This window comes from Streptomyces sp. NPDC003042, assembly GCF_053591315.1.
The window spans coordinates 39172-58752 of sequence record NZ_JBSFTP010000046.1; the positions used below are offsets into that span (position 1 = coordinate 39172).

General features: G+C 71.1%; 21 protein-coding genes. 12 read left to right on the top strand and 9 right to left on the bottom strand.

Translation table 11 applies throughout. The features are described from left to right. Nucleotides 1-8: 8 nt before the first annotated feature. From ACWDYJ_RS22200 to hemL, 5 genes are all read right to left on the bottom strand, one after another. A complete protein-coding gene (locus tag ACWDYJ_RS22200; protein ID WP_451567310.1) occupies nucleotides 9-782 on the bottom strand; it encodes a cytochrome c biogenesis CcdA family protein in 774 nt (257 codons plus the stop codon). Nucleotides 783-786: 4 nt separating this feature from the next. Next, nucleotides 787-1431, bottom strand: a complete 645-nt coding sequence (locus tag ACWDYJ_RS22205) for a TlpA family protein disulfide reductase (protein WP_451567311.1) — start codon at nucleotides 1429-1431, stop codon at nucleotides 787-789. Between the two features lie 66 nt (nucleotides 1432-1497). Further along, the gene (locus tag ACWDYJ_RS22210) at nucleotides 1498-2694 is read right to left on the bottom strand and encodes a hypothetical protein (protein WP_451567329.1); all 1197 of its coding nucleotides are present in this window, start codon (nucleotides 2692-2694) and stop codon (nucleotides 1498-1500) included. 177 nt (nucleotides 2695-2871) lie between these two features. Further along, nucleotides 2872-3561, bottom strand: a complete 690-nt coding sequence (locus ACWDYJ_RS22215; protein WP_451567312.1) for a histidine phosphatase family protein — start codon at nucleotides 3559-3561, stop codon at nucleotides 2872-2874. Then, nucleotides 3558-4886 (bottom strand): glutamate-1-semialdehyde 2,1-aminomutase, encoded by a 1329-nt coding sequence (gene hemL, locus ACWDYJ_RS22220; RefSeq protein ID WP_451567313.1) that lies wholly within the window; start codon nucleotides 4884-4886, stop codon nucleotides 3558-3560. The genes ACWDYJ_RS22215 and hemL overlap by 4 nt, the downstream gene beginning before the upstream one ends. A gap of 295 nt (nucleotides 4887-5181) precedes the next feature. Here hemL and ACWDYJ_RS22225 point away from each other — a divergent pair, with 295 nt between their 5' ends. Together ACWDYJ_RS22225 and ACWDYJ_RS22230 are read left to right on the top strand one after the other, a co-directional pair. After that, the gene (locus ACWDYJ_RS22225) at nucleotides 5182-5619 is read left to right on the top strand and encodes a hypothetical protein (protein WP_389711126.1); all 438 of its coding nucleotides are present in this window, start codon (nucleotides 5182-5184) and stop codon (nucleotides 5617-5619) included. 157 nt (nucleotides 5620-5776) lie between these two features. Next, the gene (locus ACWDYJ_RS22230; protein WP_451567314.1) at nucleotides 5777-6301 is read left to right on the top strand and encodes a GNAT family N-acetyltransferase; all 525 of its coding nucleotides are present in this window, start codon (nucleotides 5777-5779) and stop codon (nucleotides 6299-6301) included. 360 nt (nucleotides 6302-6661) lie between these two features. On the opposite strand, the gene ACWDYJ_RS22235 is transcribed toward ACWDYJ_RS22230, so the two are convergent. Then, nucleotides 6662-7564 (bottom strand): NADP-dependent oxidoreductase, encoded by a 903-nt coding sequence (locus ACWDYJ_RS22235; protein WP_451567330.1) that lies wholly within the window; start codon nucleotides 7562-7564, stop codon nucleotides 6662-6664. 148 nt (nucleotides 7565-7712) lie between these two features. Between ACWDYJ_RS22235 and ACWDYJ_RS22240 the strand changes: the two genes are divergently transcribed. Genes ACWDYJ_RS22240 through ACWDYJ_RS22250 form a run of 3 tightly spaced genes read left to right on the top strand, consistent with a single transcriptional unit; the run spans nucleotide 7713 to nucleotide 10514 of the window. Continuing rightward, complete coding sequence (locus tag ACWDYJ_RS22240; protein ID WP_451567315.1) at nucleotides 7713-8129, top strand: winged helix-turn-helix transcriptional regulator; 417 nt, start codon at nucleotides 7713-7715, stop codon at nucleotides 8127-8129. A gap of 41 nt (nucleotides 8130-8170) precedes the next feature. Continuing rightward, nucleotides 8171-8908, top strand: coding sequence for a Mut7-C RNAse domain-containing protein (locus tag ACWDYJ_RS22245; RefSeq protein ID WP_451567316.1), 738 nt, complete (start codon nucleotides 8171-8173; stop codon nucleotides 8906-8908). 40 nt (nucleotides 8909-8948) lie between these two features. Beyond that, nucleotides 8949-10514: an FAD-dependent oxidoreductase gene (locus tag ACWDYJ_RS22250; protein ID WP_451567317.1), complete on the top strand. Its 1566-nt coding sequence runs from the start codon at nucleotides 8949-8951 to the stop codon at nucleotides 10512-10514. Here the strand turns inward: ACWDYJ_RS22250 and ACWDYJ_RS22255 are convergent. Next, on the bottom strand, nucleotides 10502-10975 hold the full coding sequence (locus ACWDYJ_RS22255; protein ID WP_451567318.1) for a hypothetical protein: 474 nt from the start codon (nucleotides 10973-10975) through the stop codon (nucleotides 10502-10504). The two genes, ACWDYJ_RS22250 and ACWDYJ_RS22255, sit on opposite strands and share 13 nt — an antisense overlap. Nucleotides 10976-11083: 108 nt before the next feature. On the opposite strand from ACWDYJ_RS22255, the gene ACWDYJ_RS22260 reads away from it, so the two are divergent. Then, a complete protein-coding gene (locus tag ACWDYJ_RS22260) occupies nucleotides 11084-11419 on the top strand; it encodes a YnfA family protein (RefSeq protein ID WP_451567319.1) in 336 nt (111 codons plus the stop codon). A 98-nt stretch (nucleotides 11420-11517) separates the two neighbouring features. Continuing rightward, entirely contained in the window at nucleotides 11518-12279 is a 762-nt protein-coding gene (locus tag ACWDYJ_RS22265; RefSeq protein ID WP_451567320.1) for an SDR family oxidoreductase, read from the top strand. Nucleotides 12280-12290: 11 nt separating this feature from the next. On the opposite strand, the gene ACWDYJ_RS22270 is transcribed toward ACWDYJ_RS22265, so the two are convergent. Further along, nucleotides 12291-12962, bottom strand: a complete 672-nt coding sequence (locus tag ACWDYJ_RS22270; protein ID WP_451567321.1) for a polysaccharide deacetylase family protein — start codon at nucleotides 12960-12962, stop codon at nucleotides 12291-12293. A 117-nt stretch (nucleotides 12963-13079) separates the two neighbouring features. On the opposite strand from ACWDYJ_RS22270, the gene ACWDYJ_RS22275 reads away from it, so the two are divergent. Together ACWDYJ_RS22275 and ACWDYJ_RS22280 are read left to right on the top strand one after the other, a co-directional pair. After that, complete coding sequence (locus ACWDYJ_RS22275) at nucleotides 13080-13688, top strand: Uma2 family endonuclease (protein WP_451567322.1); 609 nt, start codon at nucleotides 13080-13082, stop codon at nucleotides 13686-13688. A 164-nt stretch (nucleotides 13689-13852) separates the two neighbouring features. Next, a complete protein-coding gene (locus ACWDYJ_RS22280) occupies nucleotides 13853-14686 on the top strand; it encodes a hypothetical protein (RefSeq protein ID WP_451567323.1) in 834 nt (277 codons plus the stop codon). 48 nt (nucleotides 14687-14734) lie between these two features. Here the strand turns inward: ACWDYJ_RS22280 and ACWDYJ_RS22285 are convergent, their stop codons facing one another. Beyond that, entirely contained in the window at nucleotides 14735-15928 is a 1194-nt protein-coding gene (locus tag ACWDYJ_RS22285) for an RtcB family protein (RefSeq protein ID WP_451567324.1), read from the bottom strand. Nucleotides 15929-16107: 179 nt separating this feature from the next. On the opposite strand from ACWDYJ_RS22285, the gene ACWDYJ_RS22290 reads away from it, so the two are divergent. From ACWDYJ_RS22290 to ACWDYJ_RS22300, 3 genes are all read left to right on the top strand, one after another. Next, nucleotides 16108-17013: a DUF3558 domain-containing protein gene (locus ACWDYJ_RS22290; protein WP_451567325.1), complete on the top strand. Its 906-nt coding sequence runs from the start codon at nucleotides 16108-16110 to the stop codon at nucleotides 17011-17013. A gap of 135 nt (nucleotides 17014-17148) precedes the next feature. Then, complete coding sequence (locus ACWDYJ_RS22295) at nucleotides 17149-17955, top strand: DUF3558 family protein (protein ID WP_451567326.1); 807 nt, start codon at nucleotides 17149-17151, stop codon at nucleotides 17953-17955. A 124-nt stretch (nucleotides 17956-18079) separates the two neighbouring features. Further along, the gene (locus tag ACWDYJ_RS22300) at nucleotides 18080-19474 is read left to right on the top strand and encodes a DUF2637 domain-containing protein (protein WP_451567327.1); all 1395 of its coding nucleotides are present in this window, start codon (nucleotides 18080-18082) and stop codon (nucleotides 19472-19474) included. Nucleotides 19475-19581: the final 107 nt, after the last annotated feature.

The following is a 19581-nucleotide window of genomic DNA, read 5'->3' on the forward strand; positions in this document are numbered from 1 at the left end:
TCAAGTCCTCAGATCCCCACCGTGAAGCCGTCGGTCCAGCTCTGCATCTCGCTGACGATGTCCGTCCACATTCCCGTGACGAGCAGCAGGCCGGTCAGGACCAGCATGCCGCCGCCGATGCGCATCACCCACGCATAGTGCTGCTTCACCCAGCCGAACACGCCGAGCGCCTTGCGGAAGGCGAGCGCGGTGAGGATGAAGGGCAGGCCGAGCCCCAGGCAGTACACGACGGTCAGCAGTGCGCCCCGACCGGCACTCGCCTGGTCGAGGGAGAGCGTGTTGACGGCAGCGAGGGTCGGTCCCATGCAGGGCGTCCAGCCGACACCGAAGAGCACGCCGAGCACGGGCGCGCCGATCAGGCCCGTCGTCGGCTTCTTGTGGAAGCGGAACTCCCGCATCGTCAGGCCCGGGATCGCTCCCATGAAGAAGAGACCGAGCAGGATGACCAGCCCGCCGAGGACCTGGGAGATGATCTGCTTGTTGTCCGCGAGGGTCTGGCCGAAGTGGCCGAACAGGGCTCCGGTCGAGACGAAGACGGCCGTGAAGCCCGCGATGAACAGGCTCGCGCCGCCCACCATCCGGCCGCGCCGGGCCTCGGCGAGGTCGGCTCCGCCGATGCCCGTCACGTAGGAGAGGTAGCCGGGGACCAGGGGCAGCACGCACGGCGAGAAGAAGGAAACCAGCCCGGCGAGCAGGGAGATCGGCAGTGCCAGCAGCAGTGCACCGCTGAAGACGGTCTGGTTCATACCCGTCACCTCGGCGGCGAGGACGTACTCGACCATGAGGTCACTTCTCCGCGAGGAGCGGGTCGATCATCGAACGCAGCTGCTCCTCGTTGACCGCGACCAGGGTGCGGGCGGCGATCTTGCCGTCCTTGTCGAGGACGATCGTGGAGGGGATGGACTGCGCGTTGAGCGTGCCCTTGGGGAAGCGGAGCATCAGCTTGCCGTCCGGGTCGTAGAGGCTCGGGTAGGTGATCCCGAAGTTCTCCTCGAAGGCGGCGGCGTTCTGCTTGCTGTTGTCGCGGGTGTTGAGCCCGACGAAGGCGACGTCCTTGCCGCCGTCGGCCAGCTCCTTCGCCACCTTGGCGAAGTACGGCGCCTCGGCTCGGCACGGCGGGCACCATGAGCCCCATACGTTGAGGACGACGACCTTGCCCTTGAGGGTGGTGGTGTCGAGGGTCTTGCCGTCGACGGTCTCCCCGTCGAGCTTGGGGGCGTCCGTACGCTCGCCCCTGGCGACGGTGGAGATGCCGCTGGGGCCCGTCACGTAGTTGCCGCCGGCGGAGCCGGTCGGGCTGCCACCGCTGCCCGAATCGCCGCACGCCGACAGGGTCAGGGCGCCGACGAGGGTCACCGCGGTCAGCAGGGTGGCGCGGCCGCTGGTCGAGCGGCGGCTACATCGACGGACACGGGCGCGGCTAAGGCTCATGTGAAAAGTTTCGCATGGGCGATTTGCGGATCTTCCGCACCCCCCGACGGGGTGGTGAGTCGCTGGTCAGGCGCTGGTCAGGTACGTGCCCCAGCCACCGGTCGGCGACCGGCCCGGGGCGAGGGTGCGCAGCTTCGCCAGCACCGCCGGCTCCTGGACGTCCAGCCAGTCGGCGAACTGCCGGAAGGATACGAGGCGTACGTCCTTTTTGTCCGCCATGCCTCTGAGGGCCTCCTCGACGGCATCCATGTAGATGCCGCCGTTCCACTCCTCGAAGTGGTTGCCGATGAAGAGCGGCGCCCGGTTGGTCTCGTAGGCCCGCCGGAAGCCGCCGAGGTAGGTGGCGGTGGCCTGGGCGCGCCAGGCCGGGTAGTTGGCCGGGTCGCCCTTGGTGGTGCTTTTGGACTGGTTCGCCAGGATGTTGTAATCCATGGACAAGACCTCGTACGGCTTTCCGGGGAACGGGAGCGACTGCAGGGGCAGGTCCCACACCCCCGACTTCTTCACCGGCCACACCTGGAGGCCGCCGGGCGAGCTGGAGTCGTAGCGCCAGCCCAGCCTCTGGGCGGTGGGCAGCAGGTTGTCCTGGCCGAGGAGGCAGGGGGTACGGGCCCCGGTCAGCTCCTTGCGGTAGTCGAAGGGGAGGGGTTCGAGGTCGGTGAAACCGGTGTGGGTGCGCCAGTTGGTGACGAACGAGACGGCTTGGTCGATCTCGTTCTGCCAGTCGGCCGGGGTCCACTTGCCGACGGAACCGGAGCCGCCGCAGAAGTGGCCGTTGAAGTGGGTGCCCATCTCGTGGCCGTCGAGCCAGGCCTGACGGATGTGGCCGAGGGTGGCGCGGACGTTCTCGTCCTTGAGGTAGCCGATGTCGGAGGCGCCGACCGGGTTGTTCGGCGGCCGGTAGAGGTGCTTCTTCGACTCGGGCAGCAGGTAGATGCCGGAGAGGAAGAAGGTCATGGCCGCGCCGTGGTCCTTGGCGAGCTTGAGGAAGCGGGGGAACAGGCCGTTGCCGACCTCCCCCGCGCCGTCCCAGCTGAAGACGACGAACTGCGGCGGCGTCTCACCGGGCTGGAGGGGGACGGCCTTGGGCGGCTGGTGGGGCTGCGGGCCGGTGTCGGCGGTGGAACCGTCGCCGATCGGCCGCACGGCGCCGCCGGCTATCGCACCGGGACTGCCCGGCCCGGACCCGCCGCCGCCGCCTCCGCAGCCCGCGATGGCCCCGATCCCGAGCCCGAGCACTCCCCGTCGACTGAAGTCACGCACATCGCTCATGAACTGCCGTATAAGCGGATATTCCAGGGATGTCGACCCCCTGAACCAACATTCCTCCCGCGCCCTTCGAAAAACCCGAGCCCGAACCCCGTACCGAGGGGGAGGCCCGTGGCCCGAGCCGGGTCACGGCCCGGGGCCGCGGGGCCCCGGTGGACGCCCGGCCAGGGATCAGGCTCCGAAGGCCTTCGACTTGCCCTTCACCGGCTTCGCTCCGGCCAGGAGATGGGACGGGACCAGGTCGCGGGCCGGTTCGCTGTAGCCCACCGACACGAGCCGGTCGCCCTGGTACGTGAACGACGTCAGCGACGCCAGCGTGCACTGGCGGCGGCGCGGGTCGTGCCACAGCCGGCGCTTCTCCGCGAAGCTGCGCACGATCCAGATCGGCAGCTGGTGGCTGACGGCGACCGCCTCGTGTCCGCGGGCCGCGTCGCGCGCCGTCTCCAGCGCGGTCATCATCCGTACGACCTGCTCGACGTACGGCTCGCCCCAGGACGGCTTGAACGGGTTCGTCAGGTGCTTCCAGTTGCCCGGCCTGCGCAGGGCGCCGTCGCCGACGCCGAAGGTCTTGCCCTCGAAGACGTTGCCCGCCTCGATCAGCCGGACGTCGATGGCGAGGTCCAGGCCGTGCGTCTTGGCGATCGGCGCCGCCGTCTCCTGCGCCCGCTCCAGGGGGGAGGACACCACGTAGGTGATGTCCCGGTCCTGGAGGTGCTCGGCGACCCGGTCGGCCATCTGCCGGCCCAGCTCGGAGAGGTGGTAGCCGGAGCGGCGGCCGTAGAGGACGCCGTCCGGGTTGTGCACCTCGCCGTGCCGCATCAGGTGGACGACGGTGATCTCGCTGCTGCCGTCGGCGCTCATGCCGTCGCCTCCGCGGCGGCGGCGGCAGCGGCGGCGGCCGGCAGCGCGGCGGCGATGCGCTCGACCGCCCGCTCGTCGTGCGCCGTGGACACGAACCAGGACTCGAAGGCCGACGGCGGCAGGTACACGCCCTGCGCCAGCATCGAGTGGAAGAAGCCGTTGAAGCGGAAGCTCTCCTGCTTCTTCGCGTCGTCGTAGTCGCGTACCTCGTCCTCGGTGAAGAAGACGGAGAACATGTTGGACGCGGTCTGGACGCGGTGCGCCACACCCTCCTTGGAGAGCGCCCCGGAGACCAGGTCCTGGATCTCCTTCGACACCGCGTCGACCTTCTCGTACGCCGCCGCGTCCAGCAGGCGCAGCTGCGCGAGACCGGCGGCGGTGGCGATCGGGTTACCGGAGAGCGTGCCCGCCTGGTAGACCGGCCCGGCGGGTGCCAGGTGGCCCATGACGTCGGCGCGCCCGCCGAACGCCGCGGCCGGGAAGCCGCCGCCCATGACCTTGCCGAAGGTCATCAGGTCGGGCTTGACCCCGTCCACGCCGTACCAGCCGGCGCGGGAGGTACGGAATCCGGTCATGACCTCGTCGGAGATGTACAGGGCGCCGTTCTCGCGGCACAGGTCGGCGAGGCCCTGGTTGAAGCCCTCGCCCGGGGTGACGACGCCCATGTTGCCGGGGGCGGCCTCGGTGATCACGCAGGCGATCTCGCCGGGGTGCGCGGCGAAGGCCGCCCGTACCGCTTCGAGGTCGTTGTAGGGGAGCACGATCGTGTCGGCGGCCTGCGCTCCGGTCACACCGGGGGTGTCCGGTAGCGCGAAGGTCGCCAGGCCGGAACCGGCGGCGGCCAGCAGCGCGTCGACATGACCGTGGTAGCAGCCGGCGAACTTGACGATTTTGGCGCGGCCGGTGAAGCCGCGCGCCAGCCGGATCGCCGACATGGTCGCCTCGGTGCCCGAGGACACCAGGCGCACCTGCTCGACGGGCTCGATACGGGCGACGATCTCCTCGGCGAGCGCGACCTCGCCCTCACCGGGCGTGCCGAAGGAGGTGCCGCGGGCGACCGCGGCCTGGACGGCCTCGATCACGTCGGGGTGGGAGTGGCCGAGGATCATCGGCCCCCACGAGCAGACCAGGTCGACGTACTCACGCCCGTCGGCATCGGTCAGATACGGACCGGTACCGGACACCATGAACCGGGGCGTACCGCCCACGGCACGGAAGGCGCGTACGGGAGAGTTCACGCCGCCGGGGGTCACGAGGGAGGCGCGCTCGAAGAGCGTCTGCGAAACTGGGGCTTCATACGGGTACGGGTAGCTCACACCAGCCATGGTCTCAGAGGCCGCGACAGACTTGCGGACGGGCGTTTCACCGCGCCGCCGCGGGGGAGGTCACTGCCATGATGATCAGGCTGCGTGGCGGGGGCCGCGGGGCCGGGGCAGGCAATACCAGTCGGGTGGAGATATGCAACGCGGTGGTGGACCGGGCGAGGGTACGGACGGCCTGGATCCCCAGCGCGCCCGCGATGCCCGCCGCCGTGGCAAGCACCGGCGCAGGGCCGCGGAGGCGGCCGATCCCGCACCAGGACCCACGCAGGCGCCGGAGGACCTCCCCCGGGGCCGCGGCATGGGAGTGACGTACAAGTACTTCGGCGCCCCGGACGGCGCGACGGCCGCGCGGGTGCCGGTGACGATGCGGCCGGAGGAGCTCGGCGGTGACGAGCTCGGCATGGGCGGCATGTTCACCAAGATCAAGCCGGAGACCGTGGCCGCGATGGTCCTGACCGGCATCGAGGGCATACCCCTGCACAAGGTTCCCCCGCTGGAGCTGGTCGTCCTCCACCCCGACTACGCGGTGGTCAAGCTCCCCATGACGGTGGTCGACCCGCTGCGCGGCGTGGGCGAGGAGTCGGTCGGCGCGGCCGCCTTCATCTGGTCCACGGTCCCCGACCGCGGCGGCCCGCGCGACGCGTTCAACGTCTACCAGCTCCTGCACGAGTGGCAGGACTTCTCCCACCGCCTCCACGAGGCGGGCCACCAGCCGTACTGCCTGGTCTGGCCGTAGCCGGGCCCCGCGCCGCCCGCCTCGACTCGCAGCCCCCGCATAAACCCCCGGGGCACCGCCACCGCCTTGTCCGCGACTCCGCGGCGCCGGCTTGTCGGAGATCCATGTCCCTGGAGGCCGGTGTGGGAGGGGTCGGGGCAAACGTAGCCTCGCGGGCATGACGGAGACGGAAAGCCCCTCAGTACGGCTCACGCCATGGGCGAAGGACGATTTCTGGCTGCTGGAGCGCAAGAACTCGGCCGAAATGACGAAGTTCCTCGGCGGGCCGGAGAGCGAGGAGAAGCTCGCCGACCGGCAGCGGCGGTACGAGGCCCTGAGCGCGAGCGATCCGGCGGCCGGGCGGATGTTCCGGGTGAACCTCGCCTCGACCGGCGAGGGCGTCGGCTCCGTCGGCTTCTGGCCACAGGAGTGGCGCGGCGGGCCCGTGTACGAGACCGGCTGGGGCGTCCTGCCGGAGTACCAGGGGCGTGGGCTGGCGGTGGCCGCGCTGGCGGAACTCATCGCGTACGTCCGCGCCCACGGCTCCCGCCGCGCGCTCCATGCCTTCCCGGGCATCGACCACGCGGCCTCCAACGCGGTCTGCCGCCGGGCGGGCTTCGAGTGCCTGGGGGCGGTCGACGTGGAGTACCCCAAGGGCGTCACCCACCCGAGCAACGACTGGCGCCTGCGCCTGCTGCCCTGACCGGCAGGGTTCACCGGGTCACGACGCCCGGCACGGCACCTCCCCACGGTAGCCGGGGAAGCCGCACCGCCGGACGGCACGATCCGGTGAGCCCTGCCGACCACGGCCCTGAGGGCGTGTCCGCAAAAGTCCCTCCCCCAGCGAGCTGGGAGGTGCCCTCGGGCCCGCGACGTCCGGCCCCGCACCTCTCGCCGCGTTGTCGGGCCCGCACGAGCACGCCCCGCACGAGCGACCCTCCGCCTCGCGATGCGCGGCGCCGGATGCCGCGGGCCCTGACGGCGCTGCTTCGCGGACACGCCCTCGACGCCTGAGCCGCCCCCGCCCGTCGGCGGGAGCGGCGGCCCCTGGGCGGCGGCCGGGTCAGGCCGACGTGAGGACGATGCGGCCGCGGGTGCCCGGCTCGGCGAGGAGGGCGTGCGCCTTGGCGGCTTCGGTCAGGGGCAGGGTCTGCGCGACGCGTAGCGTCAGGACGCCCTCGTCGACCAGGGACACCAGCCGGGCCAGGTGCGCGCCGTCGGGCGCGACCTCCTGCTCCACCACCCGCACACCCCGCTCCGCGGCCGGGGCCGCCTGCGGGATCAGGCCGACATAGACACCGCCGTCGCGGACGAAGGACAGCGCGGGGCCGCCCAGGACCGCCGCGTCCAGGACGCCGTCCACCGCCTCCTGCGGAGCCGAGCCGCGCGGTACGAAGCCGGTCGCGCCCAGCGACCGTACGAACTCCTCGTCCCCCGCACCCGCCAGGGCCGTCACCACCAGCCCCGCGCGGACCGCGAGCTGGACGGCGAGAGCGCCGACGACACCCGCCGCGCCCGTGATCAGCACCGACGAGCCGGGCTCCAGCCCCAGCAGGCCGACCGCGCGGGCGGCGGTCAGCCCGCTCAGCGGAAGCGCCGCCGCGGCCGCGTCGTCCACCGTCTCCGGGGCCGGCGCCACCGCCGAGGCGTCCAGCACCACGTACTCCGCGTGCGTACCGACGAGCGGCTTCAGCGCGCCGTAGTGCAGCCCGACCACGCGCCGGCCGACCGTCCAGCCGGTCACCTCCGGCCCGACCGCGTCGATCTCGCCCGCCACGTCCCAGCCCAGCCCGAGCCGCTGCCCGGCGCCGCCGAAGACACCGGCGCGGACCGCACCGTCCACCGGATTCACCCCGGCGGCACGGACCCGCACCCGGACCTGCCCGGCCGCCGGCCGCGGGACCTCCACCTCGACGATCTCCACCCGCTCCGGCCCACCGAAGGCGCTGACGACCACCGCCCGCATGGTCCCGGCCTGCGCCCCGGTCTGCGTCTGCGTGCTCATGTCTTCTCCCCGGTTTCGTGCCGCTTCGATGGCACTAACCTAAGGAGAGGTACTCTCTTTTCGTAAGTACGCACTCCGGAGTGCGTACCCAACCCGGAAGTGGGCACCCATGGCCACCCGCACCGCCGCCGAACTCCGCGAAGAGGCCCGAGCCGCCTACGACGCCTTCGTCAAGGACTGCCCCACCAGCCAGCTCCTGGCGCGCATCAGCGACAAGTGGGTCGCCCTCATCCTCAGCGCCCTCGGCCAGGCGGAGACCGGCGCCATGCGCTACAGCGACCTCGGCCGCAAGATCCCCGGCGTCAGCCAGAAGATGCTCACCCAGACCCTGCGCTCCCTCGAACGCGACGGCCTCGTCACCCGCACCGTCACCCCCACCGTCCCCGTCCGCGTCGACTACCGCCTCACCGAACTCGGCGGCAACCTCGGCTGCCTCCTCTCCTCCGTCAAAACCTGGGCCGAGAACCACTTCGACCAGGTCAACGCCCACCGCGCCCGTTACGACGAAGCCACCGCGAGCTCATAAACCAGCCGCGCGGCGCGGCCACCCAATGGCATGCTGGGGCCGTGAACGGTCCCGGCATTCAGCTCACCCTCGCCCCCGAACTGCGTCTCTTCGCCGCGCCCAGCCGCCGCGCCGAACGCACACCGACCATCACCGACGGCGCCTCCAGCATCGGCCACGTCGTCGAATCGGCCGGGGTCCCGCTCACCGAGGTCGGCCGCCTGCTCGTCGACGGCCACGAGGTACCCGTCTCCTACGTGCCCCGAGCCGGCGAATCCGTCGAGGTGCTCGGCGTGGACCGCCCCCAGCAGATCCCCGGCGCACCCCTGCGCTTCCTCCTCGACGTCCACCTCGGCACCCTCGCCCGCCGCCTGCGCCTGCTCGGCGTCGACGCCGCGTACGAGAACGAGGACATCGGCGACCCCGCCCTCGCCACCCGCTCCGCCGCCGAACGCCGCGTCCTGCTCTCCCGCGACCGCGGCCTGCTGCGCCGCCGCGAGATCTTCGCCGGCGCGTACGTCTACAGCGACAACCCCGACGAGCAACTGCGCGACGTCCTCAGCCGCTTCGCGCCCACGCTCGCGCCCTGGACCCGCTGCACCGCCTGCAACGGTCCGCTACGCGTGGCCGACAAGGCGAGCGTGGGCGACCGCCTGGAGGGCGGCACGCACCGGTCGTACGACGTCTTCGCGCAGTGCGCGCACTGCGAGCGCGTCTACTGGCGCGGCGCCCACCACGCCCGCCTGGAGCGGATCGTCGGCGAAGCGGTCGCCGAATTCGGCGACGGCGCCGCCGTGTAGCGCAACCCCCGGAGGCCCCCGGCTGGCAGACTGCGGGGCCATGACTGGGATGACTGGGATGACGGCCGGCGAGCAGACCCCCGACGTCCCCGGCCTCGTCGACGTAGCCGTCGTCGGCGCGGGGCCCACCGGGCTCCTGCTCGCCGGCGACCTCGCCGCCGCCGGCCTCTCCGTCACCCTCGTCGAACGACGCCCCCGCACGGCCGCCAACCTCACCCGCGCCTTCGCCGTGCACGCCCGCACCCTCGAACTCCTCGACGCGCGCGACCTCGCCGACGAACTCGTCTCCACCGGCCGACAGATCGACCGCGTACGCCCCCTCGGTGGCATGGCCCTCTCCCTTCAACGGCTGCGTTCCCGCTACCCCTTCGTCCTCATCACTCCTCAATATGAGACAGAGGAACTGCTGGAGCGCCGCGCGTTGTCCACAGGGGTGGACATCCAATACGACTGTCAGGTCACCGGCCTCCGCCAGGACCACGACACCGTCACCCTCGACGTCCTCGACGTCCGCGACGCCGCCGCCCCCGACGACGGCTCGCCCCCCGCCACCCCCACCCCCCGCCAGATCCACGCCCGCCACGCCGTCGGCGCCGACGGCGTCCGCTCCACCGTCCGCCGCTCCCTCGGCCTGCCCTTCCCCGGCCAGGCCGTCGTCCGCTCCATGGTGCTGGCCGACGTACGCCTGACCGACCCGCCCGAAGACCTCCTCGCCGTCAACGGCACCGCCGACGCCTTCGCCTTCCTCGTCCCCTTCGGCGACGGCTGGTACCGCGCCATCGCCTGGCGCCGCGACCCGCGGGGCCACGGACCGGCCCCCTCCGACGACGACCCCGTCGACCTCGACGAACTGCGCGCCATCACCCGCACCGCCCTGGGCACCGACCACGGCATGCACGACCCCCGCTGGATGTCCCGCTTCCACAGCGACGAACGCCAGGTCCCCCACTACCGCGTCGGCCGCGTATTCCTCGCCGGCGACGCCGCCCACGTCCACTCCCCCGCCGGCGGCCTCGGCATGAACACCGGCCTCCAGGACGCCGCCAACCTCTCCTGGAAACTCGCCGCCGTCCTCCACGGCCACACCCCCGACCCCGAGGCCCTCCTCGACAGCTACCACCGCGAACGCCACCCCGTCGGCCGCTTCGTCCTGCGCGCCAGCGGCGCCCTCGTCCGCGCCGTCATGGCCCAGAGCCCCGCCCGCCGCGCCGCCCGCACCCTCGGCACCGCCCTCCTCACCCGGATCGGCCCCGCCCAGGACCGCGCCCTCGGCATGGTCTCCGGCCTCGGCATCGCCTACCCGCCACCGCCCGGCACCCGCCGCCCCACCCCCGCCGGCCGGCGCGCCCCCGACCTCGCCCTGCGCCACGGGACGCGGCTGTACGAGGCCCTGCGCGCCGGCGGCTTCGTCCTCGTCACCCCGCCCGGCGCGGCCACCCCGCCCGGCGCCCCGCTCACCCACCACCACTGGGCGACGGAGCGGCGTACCGCCTGCGTCCTCGTACGCCCCGACGGCTACATCGCCTGGAGCGCCCCGAAGGCCACCGACGCCGAACTCGCCGCAGCGGTGGCCGCGTGGCTGCTGCCCCACCCTCAGAAGGCGTAGGCGTCCCCCGTGTCCAGGGCCAGCACCACATGCTCGTTGTTGGCGAGGTTCCGGTCGGTCGCACCGCCGTTCCACCACGTGTCGATCCGCACCACCACCTCCGGCGACGGCTCCCGCAGCTCCAGCACCAGCCCGATGTGCCGCCCCCGCCCGTGTGCCGGCAGCGCGCCCGTCTCGCACACCACCTCCCGCAGCCCCGCCCGCGCACAGCCCCCGGCCAGCTCCTGCCGGTCCGCGAGGTCCGCCGACAGCCGCACCCGCAGCGTCGCGTTCGGCAGCGCGGACGGCCCCTCGTTCTCCGGGACCATCCAGACCCGCAGCTGCCCCTGCGCCAGAGCCACCCGCCCGTGGTACGCCACGTCCGCCTCGGGCCCCGCCCACGCCCACACCGGGGCCGCGACCGCCCCGCCCAGCGCCAGCAACCCCGCCACCACCACACTCCGTACGGCACCACGGCGCACCGCCACCACCTCCTCGCGCGGAGGCTAGCCATCCCACCCCGCCACCGGTCGGACCATCACACGAACGAGGGCGAGCCCTCCCCCATCCGCCCGCCTAGGCTTCACGCCATGCTGATCACCCGCTCCGCTGCCCTCTTCGTCCTCGCTGCCGTCCTGGAGATCGGCGGCGCATGGCTGGTCTGGCAGGGCATGCGCGAACACAAGGGATGGGCCTGGATCGGCGCCGGCGTCATCGCGCTCGGCCTCTACGGATTCGTCGCCACCCTCCAGCCCCAAGGCGATTTCGCCCGCGTACTGGCCGCCTACGGCGGGGTCTTCGTCGCCGGATCCCTCGCCTGGGGCATGGTCGCCGACGGCTACCGGCCCGACCGCTGGGACATCATCGGCGCCCTCGTCTGCCTCGCCGGAATGGCCGTGATCATGTACGCCCCGCGCAGCCGCTGAGCACCCGCGGCCGCCCTCGGCCAACCGCGGCCACCCTCGGCCGCCCGCCTATGCTGGCCGGGACGATCGCCCGTACGAACGAACGAGGAGCCCCGCCCATGAGCACGGCCACCCGCACCGCCGTAGTCACCGGCGCGAGCAGCGGAATCGGCGCGGCCACCGCCCGGCAGCTCGCCGCCGCCGGCTACCACGTCGTCCTCACCGCCCGCCGCGAGGACCGCATCGAGGCCCTCGCCGCCGAACTCACCGCAGCGGGCCACGAGGCCACCGCCCACGCCCTCGACGTCACCGACCGCACCGCCGTCGACTCCTTCGCCGCCACCCTGGGCTCCTGCGACGTACTGGTCAACAACGCCGGCGGCGCCATCGGCGCCGAGCCCGTCGCCACCGCCGACCCGGCCGACTGGCGCACGATGTACGAGGTCAACGTCATCGGCACCCTCAACATCACCCAGGCGCTGCTCCCCGCCCTCACCGCCTCCGGCGACGGAACGGTCGTCGTCCTGTCCTCCACCGCCGGCCACTCCACGTACGAGGGCGGCGCCGGCTACGTCGCCGCCAAGAACGGCGCCCGCGTCCTCGCCGAGACCCTCCGGCTGGAGATCGTCGGACAGCCCGTACGCGTCATCGAGATCGCGCCCGGCATGGTCAAGACCGAGGAGTTCGCCACCACCCGCTTCCGCGGCGACACCGACAAGGCCGCCAAGGTCTACGCGGGCGTCGCGAACCCCCTGACCGCCGACGACGTGGCTGACACCATCACGTGGGCCGTGACCCGCCCCAGCCACGTCAACATCGACCTCCTGGTGGTCCGCCCCCGCGCCCAGGCCTCGAACACGAAGGTCCACCGGGACCTCTGAGCCCTGTCAGGTCACACCAGCCCGGCCTTCCTCAGATGCGGCATCAAGGCCGCCGGCCTCAGCCCGGCGGCCTTCGCCGCGTCCAGGGCCCGCCGCAGGTCCGCCGCCAGCGTCGGCGTGAAGTGCAGCAGCACGATGTCACCGGACTTCAGCCGCGGCGTCGCCGGAGTCCCGCTCCAGGTGGTGAAGTCGTGCGTCCACGTCACCAGCGCCTTCACCCCGCACGCCTTCGCCGCCAGCCGCACCTCGTCGTTCACCGCCCCGTACGGCGGCCGCAACAGCTTCGGCTCCCGCCCGAACGTCGCGGCCAGCTGCTCCCCGGCCCCGCACACCTCGGCGTCCTTCCCGGCGGCGTCGAGCGTGGTCAGGTCAGGGTGGTTCACGGTGTGGTTCTCGACGCCGATCCGCCCCTGCTCCACCAGCCCGGTGAAGTACGCGGTGTCGTACGAGGTCGCCCCGGGCAGCAGGAACAGCGAGGCCGGAACCCGCTCCTCCAGCAACATCCGCGCGGCCTGCGGATCGTGGTTCCAGCCGTCGTCGATGGTGATGAAGACGACGCTCTCCCCTGTCGGCACGTGCGCCACGACGGGCGGCAACCCCACCCCGGCCTGAGCGGACCCGGCGGTCCCGAGGGCGAGCGACAACGACGCGAGCGCGGCAAGAACCACGCGGGATCTCCACATGCCGCCACCCTGGTCTAGACCAACTCCCGCCGTCAACCCCCTCGTTGGCCACGCCGGACATGCCCGTACGGGTGACGTCGAGCGGAATGTCCTCGGCCGCGGCTACGCTCCGGAACCGTGAGCCACGAGAAGGGCGAAGCGATGGCCGTGACACAGCACCGGACCACGATCGCCGAGGCCGCCGACCGCCTCTCCACGCAACTGCCCGGGCACCGAGTGGAGATCCTCCAGCGCAGACTCACCGTGACACCACCTGCCGATGGGCGGCATGCGCGTACGCTGACCAGACTCACGGTGGCATTCCACAAGGCCGGCGCAACAGAGGCAGGCCTGGAGTTCCTCCAGGGCATCGGCCTCTGGCTTCCGACCGGCCCGGACGACTACGCCATCCCGGATTTCTCCCTCGTAGAGGAAGACTTCCTGGATTCCAAGGTCCAGAAGAACTGCTACGCACCCGACGTCTTCCGCATGATCGTGGAGGTCACCTCCTCGAACTGGTCCGACGACATCGGCGTCAAGGTCGAGAGTTACGCCAAGGCCGACATCCCCGTCTACGTCATCGCCGACCGCCACCACGACGAGGTCGTCGTCTACACCGACCCCCGCAGCGCCTCCTACCGACTGCGCAGGACCTTCAAGCGCGGCTCGTCCGTCCCCCTCCCCGAGTACATCGGCGTCACGCTCGAACTACCCGTGGACCGCCTCCTCGACGGCGACGAGACGTAGCCACCAAGGGGAATGAGATATTCCGTCACACGTTCGAGTGAAGGTGGCGCGAAGGCGCACGAGTCGGCATAAGTCACACCTAAGTTCGGTGACAACACAAACGGCCCCCGACCGGGATGGCAGTCCCAGCCGAGGGCCTCACCGACAAGGAAAGACACTTCCTCATGGCTGATCAGGACCCTAGCGCCCCCGCGCGCTTCATGGACCTCCAGGACCCTCGCTACGCCTATATGTTCGGCTTCCTCCAGGCCGACGGACACCTCGCCCAGGGCAGGGGGCAGAAGGGCCAGCTCGCCGCTGAGATCAACACGCGAGACATCCACATCCTCCGCGAGTTCCAGGGGCTCACGCCCTACTACAGCTCCATCACCGAACGCGTACGGAGTACGAACTTCGCCGCACACAGCCACACGGCAACCTGGTCTCTCTGCTCGCTCGAAGCGAGGACCATCGTCAACGAACTCGGGATTCCCTACGGCAAGAAGTCCTTCAGCATCAAGCCGCCGCGCACGGAGTTCTCGCGCCCCGATTACCTCCGCGGAATCATCGACGCTGACGGGTCCCTGGGCTGGACCGCCCAGGGATTCCCCTTCCTCTCGCTGACCTCGGCCAGCACAGCCATCGCCGCCTACCTCTGCCACTACGGCAAGAAGGTCACCGGAACGCAGCGCACCATCTCGCGCAACAAGCGGGACGGCGTCTACAACGTCTGCTACTACAAAGAGACGGCACAACAGCTGGCCACCCACCTCTACTACGACGGGTGCCTGGCGCTCGCCCACAAGAAGGCGAACGCGGACGCGATTCAAGCCTGGGTGCGCCCTGCGGATATGAGGATCGCCCCGCCACGACGCCGCTGGACCGCGCAGGACGACCAGGAACTGGTCCGCTTCAATGACCCGGCCGAAGCAGCCACGGCCCTGGACCGGACCGAACAGAGCTGCAACATGCGACTGTGGCGAATTCGCAGCGGACGCGTTGTCGCCCCACCCCAGTAGAACCAGCAATGCATGAGGGGCGCCGCAAGTGCGGTGCCCCTCACGCATTCAGCCCTTGATACAGACGACCTGCTTCAGCTTGGCCACGACCTCCACCAGGTCACTCTGCTGCTCCATGACCTGCTCGATCGGCTTGTACGCGGCCGGGATCTCGTCCACCACACCCGAGTCCTTGCGGCACTCCACGCCCTTGGTCTGCTCTTCCAAGTCGCGCGTCGAGAACCTCTTCTTCGCCGCCGTCCGGCTCATCCGCCGGCCGGCGCCGTGCGACGCCGAGTTGAAGGCCGCCTTGTTGCCGAGGCCCTTCACGATGTAGGTACCGGTCGCCATCGAGCCGGGAATGATCCCGTACTCGCCGCTGCCGGCGCGGATCGCGCCCTTACGCGTGACCAGCAGGTCCACACCGTCGTACCGCTCCTCCGCCACGTAGTTGTGGTGGCAGCTGATCTCCTGCTCGAAGGAGACCTTCGCCTTCCGGAAGTCCTTCCGGATGACCTCCTTGAAGAGGCTCATCATCACGGCGCGGTTGTACTTGGCGTACTCCTGCGCCCAGTACAGGTCATGCCGGTACGCCGCCATCTCCGGAGTCGCCGCAAGGAAGACCGCGAGGTCCCGGTCGACCAGCCCCTGGTTGTGCGAGAGTCCCCGCGCGACCCCGATGTGGTGCTCGGCGAGTTGGTTGCCGATGCCTCGGGATCCGGAGTGCAGAGTCAGCCACACTGACCCTTTTTGATCGACATTGACTTCCGAATGATGGTTTCCCGCGCCAAGTGTCCCCATTTGCCGCATCGCCCGTTCCCGCCGGAACTTCACCGCATCCGCGACGTAGTCGAACCGCTCCCACAGGTCCCCGAACCCCGCCTCCGGGAACCCGTACAGCCGCCCCGGGTCCACCGCCTCGCGGTGCATGCCGGCCCCCACCGGGATCGCCCGCTCGATGTGGGACCGCAGCTTCGAGAGGTCCCCCGGCAGGTCGTTCGCCGTCAGGGAGGTCTTGACCGCCGACATGCCGCAGCCGATGTCGACACCGACCGCCGCCGGGCAGACCGCGTCCTTCATCGCGATCACCGAGCCGACCGTGGCGCCCTTGCCGTAGTGCACGTCCGGCATCACGGCCAGGCCCTTGATCCACGGGAGCGTCGCGGTGTTGTGCAGCTGCCGCATCGCGCTGTCCTCGACCGACGCGGGATCGGTCCACATCCGGATCGGGACGTTCGCCCCGGAAACCTCTACATACGACATACGACGCTATTCCCCCGAAAATCACAGAAAAGTCTGGATACGCAAAAAACCTCGCTCATGGCCCCAAATCAGTCAGGGAACCGGCGCCGGTACCAGCGTGTGCGATAGACATTGTGTCCAGCCGCGCCCGATGCGCGGCAACGCATTTTCCCGAGGGAACCAGGGAAACAGGGGAGCCAGTGGAGTCAGTGGACGTGGAGCGGCGCAAGGCACTGCGTCGGCGAGTCCTGCCCGGCATCGCAGTGATCACGGCGCTCGCGGCCGGCGTGACCGGTCTCGCCGGGTGTACCGACGGCAAGGGCAGCGGCGTCACCAACGACCCCAAGGGCGGCGGGAACACCGCCGTGCCCGCCGAGCCCGGCAAGTACAGCAGCCTGCCCCAGCCTTGCAAGGCCGTCGACGGCAAGCGGCTCAAGGCAATGCTCCCGGCCTCCGACTCCCTCACCACCGAACAGCGCGACAAGCTCTACGCCGGGAGCGCCGACGCCTCGTACGACGGCGACCGGAACGTCGGTTGCCGCTGGAGCGCGCAGGCGCCCGAGGCCACCCTGCTGCTGTCGGTCAACTTCGAGCGCGTGGTCTCGTACGACCGCGTCGCCGCGAGCGACGACGACAAGGCTCGCCAGGTGTACGTACAGCTCCTGACGGACGCACGCCTGCCCTTCCCGGGCCCGACCGCGAGTCCCACGCCCAGTACCGGCGCCGGTACGGGTACGGGTACGGGTACGACTCCCGGCCCCGGCGCGGAGGCCCCCGCCACGCAGCAGCCGCAGCCCCAGCCGCCGTCCCCCTCGACGTCGGCCTCCGTCTCCCCCGCCCCCTCCCCTTCCCCCTCGCCCGAGCTCGGCTCGCGCGTCCTGGAGGGCCTCGGCAACGAGGCGTTCCTCGACGACAAGCTGAGCGCGGCCGGCGTCACCGCCGCCCAGGCGCGCACCGTGCGGATTGTGTTCCGTACCTCGAACGTCATCGTCACGGTCGAGTACAGCGTGCAGCCGTCCGGCGCGGGCACGATCCCCTCAAGTGCGGAAACGCAGGGCAAGGCCCGTCAGTTGGCGCAGGCTCTGGTCGAGCGTTTCAACGAGTGACAGCCCGCCCGCAGGGGGCGTGTGGGGGGCCGCGTGACGGCGCGCACAGCAGGCGGGCGCCCGGTCGGGCTACCGTTGCTCGGGTCCCGCGCCCGTAACGCGCCCGTAAGAAGAGCCCCAACGTCTGAAGGAACCATGCACCGATCAGCCTCGCGCCTCACCCGAGTTCTCGCCTGCGCAGCCGTCCCGGTGATCCTCACCGTCGCCGGTTGCTCGTCCGATTCTGGCAAGGCCTCGGGCAAGGGCAGCGACAAGAAGTCCGGTTCGTCCTCGTCCTCCCAGCCGAGCGCGAAGCCCACGCCCACGCTGGAGAAGGTGGCGTTCGCGCAGTTGCCGGACCCCTGCAAGGCGGTCCAGACGAAGACCATCGAGTCCCTCGTCCCGGAGGCGAAGGACAAGAACGGCACCGCGACCAAGTCGAACGACCTGGCCAGCCGCGCCGGCTGTTCCTGGAACGGCTTGGACGAGGACGGCCTGAAGGGCTCGCAGTACCGCTGGCTCTCCATCTCCCTGGTCCGTTACGACTCGCACGCCTCCCTGGGCAGCGGCAACAAGCGCGCCGAGGAGCAGTACAACAAGCAGATCGAGGCGGCGAAGACCACCGAGGGCGCTCAGGACGTCAAGGTGGAGGAGGTCGGCGGGATCGGCGACCAGGGCGCGTCGGTCGTCTTCGGCGTGAAGAAGGACGTCGACTTCTCCAACAACACCATCGTGGTGCGGACCCAGAACGCCGTGATCACGCTGGACTACAACGGTGCGGCCTACGAGGGTGCGAGCGCCCCGGACCGGGCGAAGCTGCTCCAGAACGCCATCGCGGCGGCGAGGGAGACGGTGGCCTCGGTCGCCGCCGCCAACCAGGCGCAGGACCAGCAGTCGGCGTCCCCGTCCGGGTCCGGCTCCGCGTCGGCCTCGCCGTCCGCGTCTGCTTCGCCCCAGCAGTAGGACACAGCAGTAGGACACAGCCGTAGGACACAGCAGTAGGACACCGAGGGGGCTACCGGACGGCTGACCTCCAGTCACCCGTACTCTGTGCCTGCCGTAGCTCGACAAGGGGAGGGGACCGCGCGTGGCCGCGATGCAGCTGACTCGTACGCACCGGATACTCATCGGTGTCGTGGTCGCCGGAGCCGTGATCATCGCCGCCATCGGTTTCGCCGGTTCGTACTCCGCGGTCCGTGCCCTGGCGCTGCAGAAGGGCTTCGGCAGTTTCTCGCTGGTGTTCCCGATCGGCATCGACGCGGGCATCTGTGTGCTGCTGGCGCTGGACCTGCTGCTGACGTGGATGCGGATCCCGTTCCCGCTGCTGCGCCAGACGGCGTGGCTGCTGACCGCGGCGACGATCGCGTTCAACGGCGCGGCGGCCTGGCCGGACCCGCTGGGCGTGGGCATGCACGCCGTGATCCCGATCCTGTTCGTGGTCACGGTGGAGGCGGCCCGGCATGCCGTGGGCCGGATCGCGGACATCACCGCGGACCGGCACATGGAGGGGGTGCGGATCACCCGGTGGCTGCTGTCGCCGATCCCGACCTTCAAGCTGTGGCGCCGGATGAAGCTGTGGGAGCTGCGGTCCTACGAGCAGGCCGTGGTCATGGAGCAGGACCGGTTGATCTACCAGGCGCGGCTCCAGGCCCGGTACGGGCGGTCGTGGCGGCGCAAGGCGCCGGTGGAGGCGTTGATGCCGCTGCGGCTGGCCCGGATCGGGGTGCCGCTGTCGCAGACGGCTCCGGAGGGTCTGGCGGCGGCGGGCATCGACCCGGTGCTGCTGCCTCCGGCGGCGAAGGCGGCCCCGGTGACCACCGCGGCGCAGGTCGCGCAGGTCGCGCAGGCGGCGGTCCAAACTCCGGCCCTGCCGGCGGGCGCCTCGGCCCCGGCCAAAACCGCCGCCCACGCCCCGGCTCCCGCTCCCGAACCGGCCCCCGCTCCCGAACCGGCCCCCCAACCGGCCCCCGCTCCGGCCCCCGCTCCGGCTGCGGACCCGGTCCCTGCCCAGGTCCAGCCCGCCGCCACCACCCACGCCCCGCCGCCCTTCGCGGTGGACCCGACGGCCATGCCCGCGGCCCACGACAGCGCCTGGTTCGCCGCGCCGCTGGCGCCGCAGGCGACGTACGAGGGCGGCTACAACCCCCAGTACGTCGAGGGCCTGGAGCCGACCCCGGTCATGCCCCCGGCGGGCCCGGAGGAGCAGATGCCGGTACCGGCTCCGCGCCTGGAGGGTGACCCGATCGACCTCACCGACCCCGCGAGCGACATCGACGAGGTGAAGTTCGAGGAGGCGGCTTATGAGGTCTTCCGCGCGTACATCGAGGAGAACGGGAAGGTCCCGAGTCCCGAGCAGGTCGACATATACCTCTCGGACCGCCACGGGATCGTGCACCCGCGCAGCTTCACCACCATCAGCCGCCTGATGCCGAAGCTGAAGCACCGCTACCAGCGCGACCTGGAGAACGAGCACATCTCGTAGGCACTTACGTGGAAGGGCCCGCTCCCCCGGGGGAGCGGGCCCTTCCACGTAAGTGCTTTACGTGACTCAGACGGCCCCCAGAACGGAAGAGCGTCGTGGAGGGGAAG

Coding starts and splice junctions, on each gene's coding strand:
- ACWDYJ_RS22205 (WP_451567311.1), bottom strand. CDS start 1,431: ATGAGCCTTAGCCGCGCCCGTGTCCGTCGATGTAGCCGCCGCTCGACC.
- ACWDYJ_RS22215 (WP_451567312.1), bottom strand. CDS start 3,561: ATGAGCGCCGACGGCAGCAGCGAGATCACCGTCGTCCACCTGATGCGG.
- ACWDYJ_RS22280 (WP_451567323.1), top strand. CDS start 13,853: ATGGCTGATCAGGACCCTAGCGCCCCCGCGCGCTTCATGGACCTCCAG.
- ACWDYJ_RS22260 (WP_451567319.1), top strand. CDS start 11,084: ATGCTGATCACCCGCTCCGCTGCCCTCTTCGTCCTCGCTGCCGTCCTG.
- ACWDYJ_RS22200 (WP_451567310.1), bottom strand. CDS start 782: ATGGTCGAGTACGTCCTCGCCGCCGAGGTGACGGGTATGAACCAGACC.
- ACWDYJ_RS22270 (WP_451567321.1), bottom strand. CDS start 12,962: ATGTGGAGATCCCGCGTGGTTCTTGCCGCGCTCGCGTCGTTGTCGCTC.
- ACWDYJ_RS22250 (WP_451567317.1), top strand. CDS start 8,949: ATGACTGGGATGACTGGGATGACGGCCGGCGAGCAGACCCCCGACGTC.
- ACWDYJ_RS22235 (WP_451567330.1), bottom strand. CDS start 7,564: ATGCGGGCGGTGGTCGTCAGCGCCTTCGGTGGGCCGGAGCGGGTGGAG.
- ACWDYJ_RS22225 (WP_389711126.1), top strand. CDS start 5,182: ATGGGAGTGACGTACAAGTACTTCGGCGCCCCGGACGGCGCGACGGCC.
- ACWDYJ_RS22285 (WP_451567324.1), bottom strand. CDS start 15,928: ATGTCGTATGTAGAGGTTTCCGGGGCGAACGTCCCGATCCGGATGTGG.
- ACWDYJ_RS22230 (WP_451567314.1), top strand. CDS start 5,777: ATGACGGAGACGGAAAGCCCCTCAGTACGGCTCACGCCATGGGCGAAG.
- ACWDYJ_RS22240 (WP_451567315.1), top strand. CDS start 7,713: ATGGCCACCCGCACCGCCGCCGAACTCCGCGAAGAGGCCCGAGCCGCC.
- ACWDYJ_RS22295 (WP_451567326.1), top strand. CDS start 17,149: ATGCACCGATCAGCCTCGCGCCTCACCCGAGTTCTCGCCTGCGCAGCC.
- ACWDYJ_RS22265 (WP_451567320.1), top strand. CDS start 11,518: ATGAGCACGGCCACCCGCACCGCCGTAGTCACCGGCGCGAGCAGCGGA.
- hemL (WP_451567313.1), bottom strand. CDS start 4,886: ATGGCTGGTGTGAGCTACCCGTACCCGTATGAAGCCCCAGTTTCGCAG.